At 67.4% G+C, this 20379-nt stretch carries 19 protein-coding genes and 1 pseudogene; 12 read left to right on the top strand and 8 right to left on the bottom strand.

The window, feature by feature from the left end; genetic code table 11:
* The 4 genes and pseudogenes from M529_RS49025 to M529_RS29455 form a co-directional block, all read left to right on the top strand.
* Nucleotides 1-163 (top strand): annotated as a pseudogene (locus M529_RS49025) (AAA family ATPase); the annotation flags it as partial.
* 11 nt (nt 164-174) lie between these two features.
* Nucleotides 175-1485 carry a DUF58 domain-containing protein gene (locus M529_RS29445; protein WP_031294458.1) on the top strand — a complete coding sequence of 437 codons (1311 nt, stop codon included), beginning with the start codon at nt 175-177 and terminating at the stop codon, nt 1483-1485.
* Complete coding sequence (locus tag M529_RS29450; RefSeq protein ID WP_021316836.1) at nt 1482-2519, top strand: stage II sporulation protein M; 1038 nt, start codon at nt 1482-1484, stop codon at nt 2517-2519. Before M529_RS29445 ends, M529_RS29450 begins: the two co-directional genes overlap by 4 nt.
* On the top strand, nt 2503-3375 hold the full coding sequence (locus M529_RS29455; protein WP_021316837.1) for an RDD family protein: 873 nt from the start codon (nt 2503-2505) through the stop codon (nt 3373-3375). Before M529_RS29450 ends, M529_RS29455 begins: the two co-directional genes overlap by 17 nt.
* A gap of 10 nt (nt 3376-3385) precedes the next feature.
* On the opposite strand, the gene M529_RS29460 is transcribed toward M529_RS29455, so the two are convergent.
* A complete protein-coding gene (locus M529_RS29460; RefSeq protein ID WP_021316838.1) occupies nt 3386-3694 on the bottom strand; it encodes a hypothetical protein in 309 nt (102 codons plus the stop codon).
* A 229-nt stretch (nt 3695-3923) separates the two neighbouring features.
* Between M529_RS29460 and M529_RS29465 the strand changes: the two genes are divergently transcribed.
* Nucleotides 3924-5813, top strand: coding sequence for a potassium transporter Kup (locus tag M529_RS29465; protein WP_021316839.1), 1890 nt, complete (start codon nt 3924-3926; stop codon nt 5811-5813).
* 13 nt (nt 5814-5826) lie between these two features.
* Here M529_RS29465 and M529_RS29470 read toward each other — a convergent pair whose 3' ends face one another.
* From M529_RS29470 to M529_RS49635, 7 genes are read right to left on the bottom strand one after another with little or no spacing between them, the layout of a single operon-like run.
* Nucleotides 5827-6528 (bottom strand): response regulator transcription factor, encoded by a 702-nt coding sequence (locus tag M529_RS29470; protein WP_021316840.1) that lies wholly within the window; start codon nt 6526-6528, stop codon nt 5827-5829.
* Nucleotides 6525-9191: a sensor histidine kinase gene (locus M529_RS29475; protein WP_021316841.1), complete on the bottom strand. Its 2667-nt coding sequence runs from the start codon at nt 9189-9191 to the stop codon at nt 6525-6527. Before M529_RS29475 ends, M529_RS29470 begins: the two co-directional genes overlap by 4 nt.
* Entirely contained in the window at nt 9188-9778 is a 591-nt protein-coding gene (kdpC, locus tag M529_RS29480; RefSeq protein WP_021316842.1) for a potassium-transporting ATPase subunit KdpC, read from the bottom strand. Before kdpC ends, M529_RS29475 begins: the two co-directional genes overlap by 4 nt.
* Nucleotides 9779-9802: 24 nt before the next feature.
* Nucleotides 9803-11839: a potassium-transporting ATPase subunit KdpB gene (kdpB, locus tag M529_RS29485; RefSeq protein ID WP_021316843.1), complete on the bottom strand. Its 2037-nt coding sequence runs from the start codon at nt 11837-11839 to the stop codon at nt 9803-9805.
* 11 nt (nt 11840-11850) lie between these two features.
* Complete coding sequence (gene kdpA / locus M529_RS29490; RefSeq protein ID WP_021316844.1) at nt 11851-13554, bottom strand: potassium-transporting ATPase subunit KdpA; 1704 nt, start codon at nt 13552-13554, stop codon at nt 11851-11853.
* Nucleotides 13555-13567: 13 nt separating this feature from the next.
* Nucleotides 13568-13657, bottom strand: coding sequence for a K(+)-transporting ATPase subunit F (gene kdpF, locus M529_RS29495; RefSeq protein WP_021316845.1), 90 nt, complete (start codon nt 13655-13657; stop codon nt 13568-13570).
* A gap of 12 nt (nt 13658-13669) precedes the next feature.
* The gene (locus tag M529_RS49635) at nt 13670-13816 is read right to left on the bottom strand and encodes a hypothetical protein (RefSeq protein ID WP_161626322.1); all 147 of its coding nucleotides are present in this window, start codon (nt 13814-13816) and stop codon (nt 13670-13672) included.
* 404 nt (nt 13817-14220) lie between these two features.
* Here M529_RS49635 and M529_RS29500 point away from each other — a divergent pair, with 404 nt between their 5' ends.
* The 7 genes from M529_RS29500 to M529_RS29530 all read left to right on the top strand — a co-directional run bounded on the left by M529_RS29500 (nt 14221) and on the right by M529_RS29530 (nt 20275).
* A complete protein-coding gene (locus tag M529_RS29500) occupies nt 14221-14814 on the top strand; it encodes a nitroreductase family protein (protein WP_021316847.1) in 594 nt (197 codons plus the stop codon).
* A 67-nt stretch (nt 14815-14881) separates the two neighbouring features.
* Complete coding sequence (locus tag M529_RS29505) at nt 14882-15847, top strand: magnesium and cobalt transport protein CorA (RefSeq protein ID WP_021316848.1); 966 nt, start codon at nt 14882-14884, stop codon at nt 15845-15847.
* Nucleotides 15848-15849: 2 nt separating this feature from the next.
* The gene (locus tag M529_RS29510; RefSeq protein ID WP_031294464.1) at nt 15850-16797 is read left to right on the top strand and encodes a cation diffusion facilitator family transporter; all 948 of its coding nucleotides are present in this window, start codon (nt 15850-15852) and stop codon (nt 16795-16797) included.
* A 66-nt stretch (nt 16798-16863) separates the two neighbouring features.
* Nucleotides 16864-17535, top strand: coding sequence for a DUF969 domain-containing protein (locus tag M529_RS29515; RefSeq protein ID WP_021316850.1), 672 nt, complete (start codon nt 16864-16866; stop codon nt 17533-17535).
* On the top strand, nt 17532-18458 hold the full coding sequence (locus M529_RS29520; protein WP_021316851.1) for a DUF979 domain-containing protein: 927 nt from the start codon (nt 17532-17534) through the stop codon (nt 18456-18458). The genes M529_RS29515 and M529_RS29520 overlap by 4 nt, the downstream gene beginning before the upstream one ends.
* Nucleotides 18455-19450 carry a DUF2891 domain-containing protein gene (locus M529_RS29525; protein ID WP_021316852.1) on the top strand — a complete coding sequence of 332 codons (996 nt, stop codon included), beginning with the start codon at nt 18455-18457 and terminating at the stop codon, nt 19448-19450. The genes M529_RS29520 and M529_RS29525 overlap by 4 nt, the downstream gene beginning before the upstream one ends.
* Nucleotides 19451-19549: 99 nt before the next feature.
* The gene (locus M529_RS29530) at nt 19550-20275 is read left to right on the top strand and encodes a GntR family transcriptional regulator (protein WP_021316853.1); all 726 of its coding nucleotides are present in this window, start codon (nt 19550-19552) and stop codon (nt 20273-20275) included.
* The last annotated feature ends 104 nt before the right edge of the window (nt 20276-20379 follow it).

The following is a 20379-nucleotide window of genomic DNA, read 5'->3' on the forward strand; positions in this document are numbered from 1 at the left end:
GGCGATCGACGGGCGCGACTTCGTCATCCCCGACGACGTCAAGGCGCTCGCACCCGCCCTGCTGCGCCACCGCCTGATCCTGTCGCCCGCCGCCGAGATCGACGGCCGCCGGATCGAGGACGTGGTGACCGGCATCATCGAAACGATCGAGGCGCCCCGCTGAAACCCGCCTCCATCCTCTATCCGACGCGCAGCGCGATCCTTGCGGCGGCCGCCGGCGTGCCGGTCACGCTGATCGTCGCGCTGCTGGTGCCGGGGCGCTGGTATGCCGCACTGGCCTGGCCGGTTGCCGTGCTGGCGTTGGTGCTGGCCGACGGGCTGCGCGGTGCCTGGCCTGCTGCGGCCAGTGCGCGGTTGACGGCGCCGGGCCATGTCAGCGTCGGCGAGGATTTCGAGGCGACAGTGGATGTCGCCATCGCCGGGCAGGCGCCACGCGATGTGCAATTCGCGGTGCGAGCGAACGGTCTGGTCGAGACGGACGGTGAAGGGGCATGGCTCGCGCTGGCCGGCGGGAAGGGCACGGCGCGCGTACCGATGCGCGCGGCGCGCCGGGGCACCGCGCTGGTCGATCGCGTCTGGCTGCGCTGGCGCGGACCCCTGGGGCTGACGTGGAAGCAGCGCGCGCTGCCGCTCGACACGCGCATCGCGATCCTGCCCGACATCCGCCCGGTGCATGAGCGCGGCGCGCAGATTTTCCAACGCCATGCGATCCAGGGCCTCATGGCGCAGGTCGATCGCGGCGACGGCGCCGATTTCGACGCGCTGGTGGAGTTCCGGTCCGGCATGGACCGGCGCGCGATCGACTGGAAGCATTCGGCGCGGCTGCTGAAGCTGCATGTCAAGGAATTCCGGTCGGAACGCAACAACCAGATCGTCTTCGCGGTCGATGCCGGGCGGCAGATGTCCGATCCGGTTGCCGGCCTTTCCCGGCTCGACCGGGTGGTGTCGGCGATGCTGCTGACCGCCTGGGTCGCGCTGAAGCTGGGCGACCGGGTCGCGCTGCACGCCTTCGATTCGCGGCCGCGCATCGCCAGCGGCCTGATCTCCGGCGCGGCGGCCTTCGGCGAGTTGCAGCGCCTTGCCGCCAGGATCGACTATAGCGGCGAGGAAACCAATTACACCCATGCGCTCACCACGCTCGCCGCGCGGCTGACGCGACGGTCGATGATCATCCTGTTCACGGAGTTCACCGATCTCACCTCCGCCGACTTCCTGGTCCGCGCCGCCGCCCGGCTGGTCGAGACCCATCTGCTGCTCGTCGTCGTACTGCGCGACGACGAACTGGAATCGATCGTCGATCGCGCGCCGGAGAATGCCGACGACGTGACCCGCGCCGTCACCGCCGCCGCGCTGCTGCGCGACCGGCTGATGGTGCTCACCCGCCTGAGGCATCTGGGCGCCCATGTGATCGAAGCGGAGTATGACCGGGTCGCTGACCGCCTTGTCGAAGGCTATGTCGACCTGAAGCGGAGGAACCTGTTGTGAGCGCCCTTGTCGATGTCCGCGCCGCCGCCGTCCCGCTGGTCAACGCCAGCCGTTTCCGCGCCGCGCACGAGGCGGAGTGGAACCGGCTCGACGCCCTCCTCACCCGGATGGAGAAGAAATCCGTCCGCGCCCTCGATGAGGAAGACATATTGGCGCTGCCGCTGCTCTACCGGTCGGCGCTTTCGTCGCTGTCCGTGGCGCGCGAGACCTCGCTGGACCGCAGCCTCGTCACCTATTTGGAGCAGCTGTGCACCCGAGCCTATTTCCAGCTCTACGGCGTCCCTGAGTCAGCCGTGCGGCAGGCGCGGCGCTTTTTCGGGTCGGGCTGGCCGCTCGCGGTGCAGGCGCTCTGGCGCGAAACGCTCGTGTGCCTGCTGCTGACCGTCGCCGGCGCGGTCGCGGGCTATTGGCTCGTCGCTACCGACACGAGCTGGTACTACAGCATCATCCCCGACGCGATGGCGGGCGGCCGCGATCCTTCCGCCAGCATGGAGACGCTGCGCGGCACCATCTATGGCGAGCAGAAGGGTGGGATGCTGGCGACCTTCGCCGCCTATCTCTTCACCCATAACAGCCAGGTGGCGATCTTTGCCTTCGCCCTGGGATTCGCCTTCACCGTGCCGACAGTGTTGCTGCTGCTCTATAACGGCCTCAGCCTCGGTGCGATGATCTGCCTGTTCGCGCAGAAGGGGCTGGGCTTCGGGTTCGTCGGCTGGCTGACGATCCACGGCTCGACCGAGATGTTCGCGATCATCCTGGCCGGCGCGGCGGGAATGCGGATCGGCACGGCGGTCGCCTTTCCGGGGCGTGACGCCCGGACAGAGTCGGCGGTCAGGGCCGGGCGCGGCGCAGCGGTTGCGATGGCGGGCGTCGTGCTGATGCTGCTGGTGGCGGGGCTCCTGGAGGGGATCGGCCGCCAGACCATCCAGTCCGACGCGACACGCTATGGCATCGGCCTTGCCATGCTCGCAGGCTGGCTCGCCTATTTCTACCTGCCGCGGCGCCGGGAGGGAAGCGATGCGCTGGCGTACTAGGCGAGGGCAGCGCCCGCCCGCGACGCTGCGGCGCAGCTTCGTCACGCCCGAGGGCGTCGACCTGCGGCTGGAGCTGGCAAGCGCCGGCGCACGGGCGGGCGCCTTCCTGATCGACGCGCTGATCCTGTTCGGCACGCTGATCGCCATCACCGTCCTGCTGGTGACGGCGGGCATAGCGGGCGCGGGCGGCGAGATCGTGATGATCCTGTGGCTCGTGGGCGCCTTCGTGCTGCGCAACGGCTGGTTCATGCTGTTCGAGATGGGCGGGCGCGGCGCGACGCCGGGCAAGCGGCTCACCGGGTTGCGGGTCGTGGCACGAGACGGCGGGCGGCTGACCGGTGGGGCGGTGATCGCCCGCAACGCGATGCGCGAAATCGAGCTGTTCCTGCCGCTCTCCTTCCTCGGCATGCAGGCATCGCAGGGCGCGGCCGACGGTTTCCTTACCCTGTTCGCGCTCTGCTGGAGCGGCATCTTCCTCTTCTTCCCGCTGTTCAACCGCGACCGGCTTCGGATCGGCGACCTGCTGGCGGGGACGTGGGTGGTGCAGAATGTCCGCGCGAAGCTGGGCGACGACCTGGTCGCGGCGCGCGCGCAGCAGCCCCGGCGCACGTTCAGCGACGCGGCGCTCGACCTCTACGGCATCTACGAGCTGCAGACGCTGGAGGATGTGCTGCGCAAGGGCCGGGAGGAATCGATCGCCACCGTCGCCGCGACGATCCGGCGCAAGGCGGGCATCCCCGACGACTATGACGATGTCGGCTTCCTGTCGGATTATTATGCGGCGCTTTGCGCCCGGCTGGAGCGCGGCATGCTGGTCGGGCGGCGGCGCGAGGACAAGCACGCCGTGGGGCGGTAGCAAGGGCGAACTAACGGCCCTTGGCCTCGACATGGCTGACAACGGGACCGGGCACCCCGTATGTTGTCCAGCGGTTGGACAGCGGCACGGGCTGCCACAGTCGTCCGCCCATCAGCAGCATTGCCATCCCTGCACTGGCACCCAGAAAGGCAAGCGCGGCCAGCAGCAGTTCAAGGGGTGTGGTGCCACTCGTTGGGTTAAGCGATACCAGATGATGCAGCAGTCGGCCGTCCGCGGCCGTGGCGATGAGCAATGTGAGGCCGGCAAGGCGCAGACCGATCCTCGCCTTCCATGTCCGATACCAGGGTTTCGTCGACATCGTGGCAGCCTTCCGGGAACGGGAGGGCTCCTCATCTACGCAGATCGACATAGCCATTCGAGAGCGGGAACCACGCATCGCCATAGGGATTGCGTAGGAATCGCACGGCAATTCCCGCCGCGGCTGCGCGATGCTATGCAAATCCCATAGCGAACCCGGTTTATTCCTGTGGCAATCCTATGGGGCGGCGTGGCATGGCGGGAACGGAACAGGGAATGACAGCACGGCCATGACATCACCGCCCGCCGGTCCTCAGGGCGCGCCGCAGGGTCGCCTCGGCGCGCTCGCGCTGGGTGCGCTCGGCGTCGTGTTCGGGGACATCGGTACCTCGCCGCTCTATGCCCTGAAGGAAAGCTTCATCGGCCATCATCCGCTGGCCGTCGATCCGCTGCACATCTACGGCGTGCTGTCGCTGATCTTCTGGACGATGACGCTGATCGTGACGGTCAAATATGTCTTCATCGTCATGCGCGCCGACAATGACGGGGAAGGGGGCAGCATGGCATTGCTCGCCCTGATCGGCCGGCGGCTGGGGACGACCCGCTGGACGCCGCTGATCGCCTCTCTGGGGGTGATCGCGACGGCGCTGTTCTATGGCGACGCAATCATCACCCCCGCCATCTCGGTGCTGTCGGCGGTGGAAGGCCTCACCGTCGTCCAGAGCAGCCTGACGCCGATGGTGCTGCCGATCTCCATCGCCATCCTGATCGGCCTGTTCCTGATCCAGCGCCACGGCACGGCGCGGGTGGGCGCATTATTCGGCCCGGTGATGGCGCTCTATTTCATCGTGCTGGCGGCGCTTGGCCTGATCAACCTGCTGCGTCATCCGGAGATTGTGGGGATCGTCAATCCCGTCTGGGCCTGGCGCTTCTTTGCCGTCGATCCGAAGCTTGCCTTCCTCGCGCTGGGGTCGGTCGTGCTGGCGGTGACGGGGGCGGAGGCGCTCTATGCCGACATGGGCCATTTCGGGCGCAAGGCCATCTCGATCGCCTGGCTCTACGCCGCGCTGCCCTGTCTGATGCTCAACTATCTGGGGCAGGGAGCGCTGCTGCTGGAAAACCCGGCGGCGGTGGAAAACCCCTTCTTCTATCTCGCACCGGAATGGGCGCGGCTGCCGCTCGTGATCCTGGCGACGCTGGCCACGATCATCGCCAGCCAGGCGGTCATTTCCGGCGCCTTTTCCGTCACGCGTCAGGCAGTGCAGCTCGGTTTCCTGCCGCGTCTGCGAATCCTGCACACCAGCGCCCATGCCGAAGGGCAGGTCTATGTGCCGCTCGTCAACTGGACGCTGCTGGTGCTGGTCATCCTGCTTGTGCTGGGCTTCCGCAGTTCCAGCGATCTGGCCGCGGCCTATGGCATCGCGGTTACCGGCACCATGGTCATCACCGCCTGCATGCTGGGCGTGCTGACCTTCAGCGTCTGGCGATGGCCGCCGCTTGTGGCCGGGTCGGTCACCGGGTTGTTCCTGGTCATCGACGGCGCCTATTTCGCGTCCAACGCGACCAAGATCCCGGATGGCGGCTGGTTCCCGCTGCTGGTCGCGGCCTGCGCCTTCCTGTTGCTCACTACCTGGGCGAAGGGACGCAGGATCATGCGCGCCTATCTGCGCGAGGGGGCGATGGAGCTGGACCTGTTCATCCGGTCGGCGGGAGCATCGCTCAAGCGCGTGCCGGGCACCGCGATCTTCCTCTCTTCCACCACCGACGGCGTTCCGCCAGCGCTGCTGCACAATGTGAAGCACAACCGCGTGCTGCACGAACGGATCATCATCCTCACCGTCCGGACGGAGGCCGTGCCGCATTTGCCGCTGGAGGGCCGGACCAGCGCGACCGACCATGGGCAGGGCTTCTACCGTCTGGTGCTGCGCCACGGCTTCATGGAGGATGTCGACATTCCCGCCGCGATGAAGGCCGTGCAGGATTGCGGCGGCCCGATCAACGTCAAGGACACGAGCTATTTCCTCAGCCGCCAAACGCTGATCCCGTCGGAGCGGCCGGGCATGGCAATCTGGCGCGAGAAGCTCTTCGCCTGGATGATCCGCAACGCGGAAAGCCCGATGTCCTTCTTCAAGCTGCCCACCAACCGCGTCGTGGAGCTGGGATCGCAGCTGGAGATTTGAACGATGGAGGGGGCTATTCCCCCTCCGGCTCCAGCCGCAGCCGATAGCCGATCCCCAGTTCGTTGCCGATCAGGCGCGGGCGCTGCGGGTCGTCCTCCAGCTTCTGGCGCAGCGTGCGGATCAGGACGCGCAGATATTCGACATGATGCTCATGCTCGTGCGGCCAGACATGGTCCATGATCTGCTTGTGGGTGATGATCCGGCCGGGGAATTTGGCGAGCTGCTCCAGCACGCCATATTCCTTGGGGGTCAGATGCACCTCCCGTCCGTTCTTCGTCACGATATGGGCCATGAAGTCGATGCTGACATCGCCCGCCTGCACGCGCGCCGTCCCGCCCTCGCGCGAGACGCGGTTGCGCAGCGCGACCCGCACCCGCGCCAGCAGTTCGTCGGTGTCGAAAGGCTTGGTCAGATAGTCGTCGGCGCCCAGGTCCAGCGCCGCCACCTTCTCGTCCGTCATGTCGCGGGCGGACACGACGATCAGCGTGGTGTCGCTCTCCTTCTTGATGAGCGGCACCAGTTCCAGCCCGTCGCGGTCGGGCAGGCCCAGGTCCAGCAGGGTGATGTCCGGCCGCTCCTCGCGCAGCCTTTCCATCGCCTCGCGTGCGTTCGACGCCTCGACCGACTCATAATCGGCGCGGGCGAGCGCGGCGTGGATCAGCCGACGGATCTGGGGTTCGTCGTCGATGATGAGCAGCTTGTGCCGCAGCTTCATGGCAGGTCCTCGTCGCTGAGGTCGGTCAGGATCAGGGGGCGCGGGATGGACAGGGTGAAGCACGCCCCGGGCGGGTCGGTCATGCCCCTGGCCTCTACGGCAAGCCCCATCGCCTCGGCGAAGGCCTTGACGATGGCGAGGCCAAGGCCGGTACCGGTCTTCGCCCGGTCGGATCCCTCCAGCCGGGTGAAGGTGTCGAACACGCGCTTCTCCTCGCCCGGCGGAATGCCCGGCCCCTGGTCGATGACCGACAGGTCGATGGCGTCCGGCCGCCGCACCGCCCGCACCGTCACCGGCGTATCGGGGTCGCCATAACGCCCGGCATTGTCGAGCAGGTTGATGAGGCAATGGTGCAATAGCGTGGCATCGACCCGGACCAGCGGGATGTCGGGCGGAATCTCCACCTCCACCGCGCGTCCGGCAAGGGCGGGGCGGGTATCGTGCACCGCGCTCGCCACCGCGTCGAACAGGTCCGTCGCCTCCATCCTGAGCGGCAACGCGCCTGCTTCCACCCGCGCCATGTCCAGCAGGTTGGCGATGAAGCGATTGAGCCGCTGCGCCTCGGCGTCCAGCGTCTCGGCGAGCTCGGGGGAATAGCCGGTCCTGAGCTCGCGCGTCGTCGACAGGATGGTGGTGAGCGGCGTGCGCAGGTCGTGGCTGACCGAGGAGAGCAGGGCGGACCGCAGCCGGTCGCGCTCGCGGATCTGGCCTGCCTCCATCATCTCCTCCTCCAGTGCCACGCGCTCCAGCGCGATCGCCGCCTGGTTGAGCAGGCTCATCAGCAGCGGCACCTGGTCCGATCGCACCGGCTCGCCCGCATCCTCGCGGGCGAGGCCGATGACGGCGATCACCCCCGCCTTGCCGCGCACCGGATGGAACAGCCAGTCGGACGCGGTGAGGGTGGAGGAGCCGCGCCCGGCCGGCTCGTCATGTTCCATCGCCCAGCGGGCGGCCGCGCGCTCGATCTCGTCCAGCCTGTCCTCGGGCGGGTAGGCGGCGCGCAGCTGAGGGCCGAGCGCGGAGGGGACCAGCAGCACCGCGCGCACGTCGAACAGGCGGGCGACCTCCGCGCAGATCGCATGGCGCATCTCCTCGGGACTGGCCGAGGCAGTCAGCTGGCGCGAGAAGCCGGCGAGCGTTGCGTTCTGCCGCGCGCTCGCCTGCGCCAGCGCAGTCTGCGCGTGCATCCGCGCGGCGAACTGGCTGGTCACCACCGCCACGCCCAGGAAGACGAGGATGGAGATGACGTTCTCCGGATTGTTGACGGTCAGCGTGCCGGTCGGCGGCAGGAAGAAGAAGTTGTAGGCGAGGCTGGACGCAACCCCGGTGGCAAGCCCCGCGCGCAGGCCGTAGCTGGCGGCAGCGACCATCACGGGCACCAGATAGAGCAGCGAGATATTGGACAGATCGATGAGCTGCAGCAGCAGCCGCCCGGCCAGCGTGGTCGCGGCGACCATCAGCATCGCCCAGACATAGTCGAGCGGCTGGCCCCAGGCGCCGCGCGACCGCTGGCCCGCGCCACCGGAAACGGGCCTTTCCTCGCCGGGCAGGACGTGCACGGCGACGTTGCCGATGTCGCGGATCAGCCGGTCGACCACCGAGCCATGGCGCAGTTCGAACCACCAGCTGCGCGTCGATTTGCCGATGACCAGCTGGGTCGCGCGCATGTCGGCCGTAAAGGATCGCAGCCCCTCCGCGACGCCGGCGGCGGGGATGCTGGCCGTCTCCGCCCCCAGGCGCGCGGCGAGGGCAAGCGTCTCGGCCAGACGCTGCCGCTCCTCCTCAGAGAAGCCCTGTGTGCGCGGCGTTTCGATATGGACGGCGGTCCACGGCGCCCGGAGCGCATCGGCGAGACGCTTGGCCGCGCGCACCAGCCCGGCGGATTGCGGCAGCTCGCTGACCGCCACGACCACCCGCTCGCCCGCCGCGAAGCTGCCGGCCAGCGCATGGGCGCGGACATAGTCCAGCATCTGCGCATCGACCGCCTGCGCCGCCCTGCGCAGCGCCAGCTCGCGCAGGGCCGTGAGGTTGGATTTGGAGAAGAAGTGCGTCAGCGCCCGGCTCGCTTCCTCCGGGATATAGACCTTGCCCTCCTTCAGCCGCTCGATCAACTCGTCGGGCGGGATGTCGATGACCTCGATCTCCGCCTCCTCCAGCACGCTGTCGGGCACGGTTTCGCGCACGCGGACCCGGGTGAAGGAAGCGACGACGTCGTTCAGGCTCTCGATATGCTGGATGTTGACCGTCGAATAGACGTCGATCCCCGCCGCCAGCAGCTCCTGCACATCCTGATAGCGCTTGGGATGGCGACTGCCCGGCGCATTGCTGTGGGCGAGCTCGTCGACCAGCACCAGCGCGGGATGGCGGGCGAGGATCGCGTCGATGTCCATCTCCGCCAGGGCGTGGCTTTGGTGCGCGACGATGCGGCGCGGCACGACCTCCAGCCCCTGCACCATGGCCTCGGTCTCGCGCCGGCCATGGGTCTCGACGATGCCGATCACGACGTCGATGCCGGCCTCGCGACGCTGCCGCCCTTCGGCCAGCATCTCATAGGTCTTGCCGACTCCCGGCGCAGCGCCCAGGAAAACCTTCAAACGGCCGCGGCCTTCCCGCGCCGCCTGGCGCAGGAAGGCTTCGGGATCGGGACGGTGCTGGTCGCTCACGCCGCCGGTTTAGCGGAAAGACCGTCCAGCCGTCGATTGAGATCGAACAGGTTGACGCGCGGCTCGCCGATGAAGCCCAGCAGGGGATGGCGCACGCTGTCCGTCACCAGCGCCTGCACGCGTGCCCGGTCGATCCCGCGCGCCTTGGCAACGCGGTCGACCTGATAAAAAGCCGCCTCGGGGCTGATGTCAGGGTCGAGCCCCGAGGCGGAGGCAGTCACCAGATCGGACGGAACGGGACGATCGGGCGAAGCAGCCTTGAATTTCGCGATGTCGGCGGCGACGCGGTCGGCCAGCGCCTGCGAGGTCGGGCCGAGGTTCGAGCCGGAGGAGGCAAGGCCGTCATAGCCCTTGCCCGCTGCCGACGGACGGCTGTTGAAATAACGCTCGCTGGTGAAGGCCTGGCCGATGACGGTCGAGCCGATCGGCTTGCCGTCACGCTCGACCAGGCTGCCATTGGCCTGCGCCGGGAACAGCAGCTGTCCCATGCCGGTCAGCGCCAGCGGATAGCCGATCCCGAGCAGCAGGGCGAAGAGCAGCGTCATCACCAGCGCGGGGCGGAGCGAGGAAAGAAGATGCTTGGTCATTGTCATGTCCTTTCCGGGCCTGGCTCAGGCCAGCCCCAGCCCGCCGACGGCGAGGTCGATGAGCTTGATGCCGACGAACGGCGCGATGATGCCGCCCAGGCCATAGATGGCGAGGTTGCGCGCCAGCAGCGGCCCCGCGCCGAGCGGGCGGTAGGTGACGCCCTTCAGCGCCAGCGGCACCAGCGCCGGGATGACGAGCGCGTTGAAGATGATCGCGGAGAGGATCGCGCTCTGCGGGCTCGCGAGACCCATGACGTTGAGCACGCCCAGGCCCGGATAGAGCGCCACGAACATTGCCGGGATGATGGCGAAATATTTCGCCACGTCGTTCGCGACCGAAAAGGTCGTGAGCGCGCCGCGGGTCATCAGCAGCTGCTTGCCCAGGCCCACCACCTCGATCAGCTTGGTAGGATCGCTGTCCAGGTCGACCATGTTGCCCGCCTCGCGCGCGGCCTGGGTGCCGGTGTTCATCGCCACGCCGACATCGGCTTGGGCGAGCGCGGGCGCGTCGTTGGTGCCGTCGCCGCACATCGCGACCAGCCGCCCGCCCTCCTGCTCCTTGCGGATCAGCGCCAGCTTGTCCTCCGGTGTGGCCTGCGCCAGGAAGTCGTCGACGCCCGCTTCAGCCGCGATGGACGCGGCGGTCAGTGGATTGTCGCCGGTGATCATCACCGTGCGGATGCCCATGGCACGCAGCTCGCCGAAGCGTTCGCGGATGCCGGCCTTGACGATGTCCTTCAGGAAGATCGCACCGAGCAGCCTGCCGTCCTTCGCCACGGCGAGCGGGGTGCCGCCGGCGCGCGCGATCTCGTCGGTGATGCGGTGCAGCGCGTCAGCAGCCGGCGTGGCGTCCAGGCCTGGATTGGCCCGCAGCACGGAATCGACGGCGCCCTTCTGGATGATGGACCCGCCGGCCTTCACGCCCGAGATGCGCGTCTGGGCGGTGAAGGGGATGACCTCAGCGCCCTCGGGCAGGGCGGTCGCGGTGCGGTCGAACTTCTCGCAGGCGAGGAGGACGATGGAGCGGCCCTCGGGCGTTTCGTCCGCCAGGCTGGCGAGCAGCGCGGCTTCGGCAAGCTCGGCCTGCGATGCGCCGCCGACCGGCCGGAACTCGGTTGCCTGACGGTCGCCGACCGTAATCGTGCCGGTCTTGTCGAGCAGCAGCACGTCGATGTCGCCGGCTGCCTCGACCGCGCGGCCCGACTTGGCGAGCACGTTGAAGCGCACCAGCCGGTCCATGCCCGCAATGCCGATCGCCGACAGCAGCGCCGCGATGGTGGTGGGGATCAGGGTGATAAGCAGCGCGGCCAGGATCGCCACCGGCACCGTGCCGCCCGCATAGCTGGCGAAGCCGGGGATGGTACCCACCGCGATCAGGAAGATGATGGTGAGGCCCACCAGCAGCAGCGTGAGTGCGATCTCGTTCGGCGTCTTCTGCCGCTCGGCGCCCTCGACCAGCGCGATCATGCGGTCGAGGAAGCCCTGGCCGGGGTTCACCGTCACGCGGACGCGGATCCGGTCGGAAATGACGCGGGTGCCCGCCGTCACCGCCGATCGGTCACCGCCCGCCTCGCGGATCACCGGCGCGGATTCGCCGGTGATCGCCGCTTCGTTGACGGAGGCGACGCCGGCCACCACTTCGCCGTCGGCGGGGATCAGGTCGCCGGTCTCAACCAGCACGATGTCGCCCAGGCGCAGGGCGCTCGCCGGCACGCTCTCATAAGCGTCGCCGATGCCCTTCAGGCGCTTGGCCGTCAGTTCCGCCTTGGTCGCGCGCAGCGACGCGGCCTGCGCCTTGCCCCGCCCTTCGGCCAGCGCCTCGGCGAAGGTGCCGAACAGCACCGTCAGCCAGAGCCAGATAACGATCTGCAGCTTGAAGCCGGTGGCCAGCCTGTCCTGCCCGATGACGAGCAGGACGGTCAGCAGCACCGCGACGACGGCGGTGGTGAACATCACCGGGTTGCGGATCAGCTGCCGCGCGTCGAGCTTGCGGAATGCCTCGCCGATCGCGGGAACGATCAGGTCGGCGGTGAAGAGCGACTTGGTTTCGGACCGTGCCATTTTGCGGATCCTTAGAAGAGCTGGCCGTGGATCATCGCGAGATGATCGGCGATAGGGCCAAGGGCGAGGCTGGGCAGGAAGGTGAGGCCGCCGACTACAGCCACGATGCCGATCAGCAGGCCCGTCCACAGCGGCCCGGTGGTCGGGAAGCTGCCCGCCGTTTCCGGCGTGTATTTCTTCGCCGCCAGGCTGCCGGCGATCGCCAGCATCGGAATGATGATGAAGAAGCGGCCGATCCACATCGCGACGCCCAGCAGCCCGTTGTAGAAGGGCGTGTTGGCGGTCAGGCCGGCGAAGGCGGAGCCATTGTTGCCGACGCCGCTGGTAAAGGCATAGAGGATCTCGCTGAACCCGTGCGGCCCCTTGTTGAGCGGACCGGCGAGGCCCGCATCGGTAATGCTGGCGATGGCGGTGAAGCCCAGGATGATGAGCGGCAGCACGGCGATGGCGAGCACGGCGAGCTTGACCTCTCGGGCTTCGATCTTCTTGCCGACATATTCCGGCGTACGCCCGACCATCAGGCCGGCGACGAACACCGCGAGGATGGCGAACAGCAGAAAGCCGTAGATGCCCGCGCCCACGCCGCCGACGACCACTTCGCCGAGCTGGATGTTGAACAGCGGGATCAGGCCGCCCAGCGCCGTGAAGCTGTCATGCATGGCGTTGACCGCGCCGCAGCTCGCCGCCGTGGTGACGACGGAGAACAGCGCGGAGGCGGCAATGCCGAAGCGGACCTCCTTGCCCTCCATATTGCCGCCCATCGCGCCGAGCTGGTGCAGCACGGGGTTGCCGGCCGCTTCCTGCCAGTAGGTGATGCCGACGCCGATGAGGAAGATCGTCGTCATCGCGGCCAGGATCGCCCAGCCCTGGCGGGGATTGCCCACCGCCTTGCCGAACGTCCAGGTGAGGCCGAACCCGATCGCGAAGATCGACAGCATCTGCACCAGGTTGGTGATCGCCGTCGGGTTCTCGAAGGGATGGGCGCTGTTGGCGTTGAAGAAGCCGCCGCCATTGGTGCCCAGCGTCTTGATCGCTTCCTGGCTCGCCACCGGGCCGAGCGCGAGCGTCTGCTTCGCCCCTTCCAGCGTCGTCAGGTCGACCGATCCCGCCAACGTCTGCGGCACGCCGCTCGCGATCAGGAACAGCGCATAGACGATGCAGGCGGGCAGCAGCAGGTAGAGCGTCACGCGCGTGATATCGGCCCAGAAATTGCCGATCGTGCCCGCATTGCGTCGCGCGAACCCGCGGAAGAAGGCGAAGGCAAGCGCGATGCCGGTGGCGGCCGACAGGAAATTGTGGATGGCGAGGCCCAGCATCTGGCTGAGGGTCGACAGGGTCGATTCGCCCGAATAGCTCTGCCAGTTGGTGTTGGTGGTGAAGCTGACCGCCGTGTTGAACGACAGATGCTCTCCCACGGCGGGTAGGCCCTGCGGGTTGAGCGGCAGCAGCGCCTGCAGCCGCAGCACCGCATAGGTCAGCAGCAGCAACGCGGCGTTGAAGATCAGCATGTGAACGGCATAGCGCCGCCAGTTCTGCTCCTCGTTGGGGTCGATGCCCGAAAGGCGGTAGAAGCCGCGCTCAATGGGGTCGAGCACGGCGTGGAGCGGCGTGCGCCGCCCTTCATAGAGCGCGAACAGCCACAGGCCGACGGGCTTGGTGAAGGCCAGCAATATGCCGACGAAGGCTGCGATCAGCAGCCATCCCTGGAAGGTCATGGACACGCCTCCTTCAGAAGCGCTCGGGCCGTGCGAGTACGGCGATGAGATAGACGAGAAGGCCGAGCGCGGTGATCGCCGCCAGCCAAAGGTCGATGGTCATGGCACCCTTTCCTCAAGCGCCGCCGCAGAGGCGGACATAGGCGAGGCTCGCCGCCAGCAGGCCGAAGGTGATGCCGATCCAGAGAAGATCCTGCATGGAATTTACTCCCGCATGACGCCCGCCGCGGGAGGCGGAGCGGGTCGTGTGCGAGCGCCCCATTAGGCCCCCGCGCCGTTTGATTGCGAGACGCGGGCCGGGCGTCGTGCATAGTAATTCCATATGATTGATCGGCAGCGCGTGCCGGCCGGTCGACAAAGGCACGCTAGGGGCTTGCGTACTTTTGATTGCGCGACCAATCTCTACCCTAGGCATAGAAATGCACTGTCCGAGTCGAGGGGATGACGAATGGAAGGATTGCCGACACCGCGCCTCCGCGTGCGCCTGCGCGACCGTATCAAGCAGGCGCTGTTGCGCGATCAGCATGTCGTTCTGCTGGATCGAACAGCGGAGCCCGGTTCCTCAGGCACTCGGTGGGAAAGCCGGCCGCGCTGACCCCTGCTGACTTGCTTTTCTGAGGCTTTGGCACGACATCGGGGGCAATTCCGCCCTCGAAGGACGATTCCATGGCATCCGAACCGCGCACCGTTACCCGACCAGTAGAACCCCTTTTCCTGGACCGCTGGTCGCCTCGCGCCTTCGACGGGTCTGCCATGCCGCAGGCGGATCTCGACACCTTGTTCGACGCTGCCCGCTGGGCACCATCCGCCAGCAACCACCAGCCGTGGCGATTCCTTTATGCGCACCGCGATTCGGCGGACTGGGGTCGCTTCCTTGATCTGCTGGTCCCGGCCAACCAGACCTGGGCGAAGAATGCGTCGGTGCTTCTGTTCGTTCTGTCGGATCGGATGATGCCGGTTTCAGGCTCCGACGAGCTCCGGCCGTTCCGGACCCACAGTTTCGACACGGGCGCAGCCTGGGCGCTTCTGGCCTTGCAGGCGACGCGGCTGGGTTACCATACCCACGGCATGGCCGGGATCGACTATGACCGCGTTCCCCGTGAACTCGCCATTCCCGATCGCTTCCAGGTGGAGGCGGCGGTGGCCATCGGTCGGCAGGCCGACAAGTCCATCCTGCCCGAGCAGCTCCAGGCGCGGGAGGTGCTGAGCGGCCGTAAGGAGATCGAGGCTTTCGCCCATGCGGGCAACTTCGCCGGCTGATTTTCGTTGAAGGGGCGATGGCCTCCTCCAGCCCTGCCGGGGCTAGCCGCTTCCAAGGAACCGCCATTTGAGCGTCGTCGCAGCCACCCTTTATCGCAATGGCCGCCCGGCCGGAAATGTCTCGCTCGACGAAGCGCCGGATCTGGCTGGGACCGAGGATTTCGTCTGGGTCGGGCTGGTCGAGCCCTCCGAAGAGGAACTGCGGCTGCTCCAGGCCCATTACGGGCTGCATCCGCTGGCAGTGGAGGACGCGCTGAAGGCGCATCAACTGCCTAAGGTCGACATCTATGGCGACCAGCTCTTCGTCATCGCCCGCACCGCCCATCTGGAGGGCGACCGCATCCTCTATGGCGAGACGGCGATCTTCGTCGGCGACAACCATATCATCTCGGTGCGGCACGGATCGGCGCGGGCGCATACCGAATTGCGCGCGCAGCTTGAGGCGTCGCCGACCCTCCTCGCCCACGGCGTCGATTATGTGCTGCACGCGATTCTTGACTTCATCGTCGATGGCTATTTCCCGATCGTCGAGACGATCGAGGAGAATGTGCTGCACATGGAAGGCCGCGCGATCGACAATTTCCTCGACCGGGACGAGACCACGCGCCTTTTCACGCTGCGGCGGGAAATCATCCGCTTCCGTCGCATTCTGGGCCCGATGTCGGAAATGGCGGGCCGGCTCGCGCATATCGACCTGCCTTGCATGGACCCGGACGTGCGGCCCTATTTCAAGGACGTGCTGGATCATGTCCGCCGCGTCGAATCCATGGTCGAGAACCTGCGCGACGTGCTGACGTCGGTGTTCGAGGTCAGCCATCTGCTCGAATCGCAGCGGCAGGGCGCGATCACGCGGCAACTGGCGAGCTGGGCGGCCATCCTGGCGGTGCCGACCGCGATCGCCGGCATCTATGGCATGAATTTCGAGAACATGCCCGAGCTCAAGACACACGATGGCTATTTCGTGGTGCTGGGCGTGATCGCGCTGATCTGCACCTTGCTTTATATCCGGTTCAAACGGGTAGGCTGGCTCTGAGCGTGGCGGGCGGGGTGGGTGTCCGGATCAAGGACAATATCGTCCTCTATGGGGCGCTGGCCGCCAATCTGGGTATCGCCATCGCCAAGTTTGTCGCCGCGGCGATCAGCGGCTCCTCCTCCATGCTGACGGAAGGCGTGCACTCGCTGGTGGACAGCGGCAACCAGCTCCTCCTGCTCTACGGCCAGCATCGCGCCCGCCGGGCAGCCGACCGCTCGCATCCCTTCGGCTATGGGCGGGAACTCTATTTCTGGGCCTTCGTGGTCGCGATCCTCATCTTCGCCGTGGGCGCGGGCGTGTCGATCTACGAAGGCTATGCCCATATCGTCGCGCCGGAGCCGTTGCGCGATCCCACTGTCAACTATGTCGTGCTGGCCGTCGCCTTCGCATTGGAGGGTACCTCCTGGAGCATCGCCGTACGCGCGTTCAACGCCAAGCGGGGCGGTGCTAGCTGGTGGCGTTCGGTCCGCCGGTCCAAGGACCCGGCGGGCTTCATCGTATTGTTCGAAGACAGCGCGGCACTGATCGGGCTGCTTTTCGCCGGCGCGGGCGTCTGGGCCAGCCACCATTTTGGCGACCCGCGGATCGACGGGGGCGCCTCCATCGCAATCGGCCTGATCCTGGCGCTGGTCGCCGTCCTGCTGGCGCGCGAGGCCAAGGGCCTGCTGATCGGCGAGAGTGCCGATCCGGCGCTGATCGAGCGGGTATGGCAGGCGCTCGAACGGCGCCCGCAGATCACCGCGGTCAATCATGTCCGCACCATCCATACCGCGCCGGATGCCGTGTTCGTGGCGATCAGCGCGGATTTCGACGACAGCGTCAGCATGGGCGAGGGCGAGACGTTGATCGAGGCGATCGAGGCGGAGCTGAAGGCGGCGATCCCGGAACTCACGTCCATCTACATCCGCCCCGAAAAGCGCGAGGACACGGTCTGGCAGGATCGGCCGTAGCCAAGCGCCCGCAATGGCTGTAGCGCTTCAAGGCATGGGGCTGGCGCGCGGGCGAGGGACGGGCTGATGTGGGTGCTGCTGGGCATCGCCGTGATCGCGGCGGGATTCCTGCTGCGGTTCAATCCGCTGCTGGTGATCCTCGCTTCCGCGTTGGTGACCGGGCTGGCGGCCGGGCTGGGACCGGTCGAGATTCTCTCAGCCTTCGGTAAGGCGTTCAACGAGGCGCGCTATGTGAGCATCATCTGGGTCGTGCTGCCGGTCGTCGGCCTGCTGGAGGCCTATGGTCTGCAGGAGCGCGCGCGCGGCTTGATCGGCCGGATGCGCGGCGCGACGGCGGGGCGGTTCCTCGCGGGCTATCTGCTGCTGCGGCAGGCGCTCTCGGCGGTCGGGCTGACGTCGGTGGCGGGCCATCCGCAGACCGTGCGGCCACTGGTCGCGCCGATCGCGGAGGCGGCGGCGGACCGGCAGGCAGGCGGACTGGACGACAAGGAGCGTGAGGAGATCAAGGCCTGGGCGGCGGCAACCGACAATGTCGGCCTGTTCTTCGGCGAGGACATCTTCCTCGCCATCGGGTCGATCCTGCTGATCCGGGGTCTGCTGGAGCAATATGGCATCCTGCTGGAGCCGCTGGCGCTGTCGGTCTGGGCGATCCCGACCGCGATCGCCGCCTTCCTGATCCACGGCTTCCGGCTGTGGCGGCTCGACCGGCGGCTCGCGCGGAAAGGCGGTCGCGGATGATCGGCCTGCCGTGGGTCTATGCGCTGGCGGGTGCCTTCTTCGCCGCCTATGCGCTGATCGCGCTACAGGGACGGCGCTTCGGCAATGCCGCCTTCTGGGGTCTGCTGGCGCTGTCGATGTGGGCGGGCGACAGGATCGGCGACCTTGGCAACGGACTGCTCGCACTTGCGCTGGTGGCGCTCGCCGGCCTTGGCCTGATGCGGCGCGGGCAGGGGGAGGAGGTGCCGAGTTCGGAGCGGCAGACCCGCGCGGCGCGGCATGGCAATATCCTGTTCGCCATTGCCCTGGTCATACCGGTCACGGCATTGGCAGGCACCTTCCTCTTCAAGCAGTTTCCCGCCCTGTTCGAGGCCAAGCAGGCCACCCTGCTCTCGCTGGCGCTGGGCGTGCTGATTGCGCTCGGCATAGGGCTGGCCCGGCTGCGCGCCGCGCCGGCGGTGTCGCTGCGGCAGGGCGCGCGATTGATGGATTCGGTCGGCTGGGCGGCGATCCTGCCGCAGATGCTCGCCAGCCTGGGTGCGGTGTTCGCGCTGGCGGGCGTCGGCGACGCGGTCGGCACGCTGATCCAGGCGGCGATACCCGACAGCCTGTTCGGCGCGGTCCTTGCCTATGGCCTCGGCATGGCGCTGTTCACCATCGTCATGGGCAATGCCTTCGCCGCCTTTCCGGTGATGGTCGCAGCGATCGGCGTGCCGCTGCTTATCCGGCGCTATGGCGGCGACCCTGCGGTGGTCTGCGCCATCGGCATGCTGGCGGGTTTCTGCGGCACGCTGCTCACGCCCATGGCTGCCAATTTCAACCTCGTGCCCGCCGCGCTGCTGGAGCTGAAGGACGAATATGGCGTCATCCGGCGGCAGGTCGGCACTGCGCTGCCGCTGCTGACGGTCAACATCATGCTCATATACTGGCTAGCTTTCCCATGACCCACCTCACCGCCCACATCGCCGCCCGCTTCGCCGGCCTGACCCTCTCGCATCTCGGGCGGCGCTATCCGTTCAAGATGGACCTCGTCTACAACGGCCCGGAAGATGTCCTCGAACCGGCGGAGCATCATCCGATCTTCCATGGCAGCTTCGACTGGCACAGCTGCGTCCATGGCTGGTGGCAGGTCATGCGGCTGCTGCGCCTGTATCCCGATTTGCCGCAGGCGGCGGAGATCCGCGCCCGTGCCGATGCCATGCTGGTGCCGGAAAAGGCCGCGGGGGAACGCGCCTATCTCGCCCGGCCGATGAGCTCTGGGTTCGAGCGGCCCTATGGCTGGGCCTGGCTGCTGGCACTGCATGCGGAACTGGAACGGCACGCCGCGCCCTGGGCGGCAGCGCTGGCGCCGCTCGCGCGGGACTTCGCCGGGCGCTTCCATGCCTTCCTGCCCAAGCTGACCTATCCGCTGCGGGTGGGCACGCATTTCAATATCGCCTTTGCGCTGATCCTCGCAGATGGCTGGGCCGCGGGGCGGGACGAGGCGCTTCGCGTGCTGATCCGCGAGCGGGCGCTGCACTGGTTCGGCAACGATCGCGACTGCCAGGCGTGGGAGCCGGGCGGGGACGAGTTCCTGTCCTCCGCCCTCTGCGAAGCGCTGCTGATGAGCCGCCTGCTGCCGCGCTCAGACTTCCTCGTCTGGTTCGACGGATTCCTGCCGCGCCTGCGTGATGGGGAACCGGCAAGCCTCTTCACCCCCGCTATCGTGTCCGATCGCAGCGACGGAAAGATCGCGCATCTCGACGGCCTCAACCTCAGCCGCGCCTGGTGCTGGCAGGGCATCGCGGCGGCATTGCCGCAGGACGACGAGCGCATCGCGCCGATCCTCGCCGCAACGGAGCGGCACCTCGCCGCCAGCTTGCCGCATGTCGCGGGGGATTATATGGGCGAACACTGGCTGGCGAGCTTTGCGCTGCTGGCGCTGGACGGGGACTGATTTCCGGCGGCGTTATTATATGAGTATGCAACAACGCCATTGAAGCTCGTAAAATATACTATATCTTCCGGGGCCATTCATAGGGTAGCTTTTCAGCCCATGTCCGATCTTCCCATCATGCCCATGCCGGCCGATGCCGCCGCCTCCGCACCGCGGCCTTCCGGCGGTATGACTCTCGTGGAGCGAGCCTACCAGCATCTGCTTTCGATGCTCATGACGGTGAAGATCGCGCCGGGCGAGCGTATTCCCATCGATACCGTCGCGCGGCAGCTCGGCATTTCCCAAACCCCCATCCGGGAAGCGCTGAGCCAGCTGGAAGCCGAAAAGCTGGTCTACAAGACAACCAATGTCGGCTACCGCGCCAGCCCTCAGATGACGCCGGAGGAGGTCCACGACCTCTACACCCTGCGCGTCCTGATCGAACCCTATGCCGCGGCGCGGGCGGCGGAGCATATGGATGACGAAGCGCTCGCCATCCTGCAGTCGATCCAGGCGGAGATGGACGCGGTCGTTGACCGCGACGAGCAGGCCTATGCGCGATTCGCGGAAGCCGACGCCCAACTCCACCGCCTGATCGCGCGGGGCAGCGGCAACCGGCTGATCGAGGAAACGATCGAAAGGCTGCACTCCCACCTCCAGATCTTCCGCTCACTCTACCAGAACGGTGCGCAGCCCAATGCGCCGGAAGCGGCCGCGCGCGAGCATCAGCTGATCATCGCGGCGCTGCTCGCCCACGATCCCGTGGCGGCTGAAGAATCGGTCCGCCAGCACCTGACCTCCTCGCAGCAGCGCATGGACCGCGCCTCGGGCACCCTGCGTAGCTGACCGTCTGCCCCGTTTTCCAGCGGCACGGAAAGTTACTTGACGGGGCGGAAGGCACGACTTACCACATCCCCAACCGGATCATATAGGATATGAAATGGATCTGG

This window comes from Sphingobium ummariense RL-3 (assembly GCF_000447205.1).
GTDB classification, from domain to species: domain Bacteria; phylum Pseudomonadota; class Alphaproteobacteria; order Sphingomonadales; family Sphingomonadaceae; genus Sphingobium; species Sphingobium ummariense.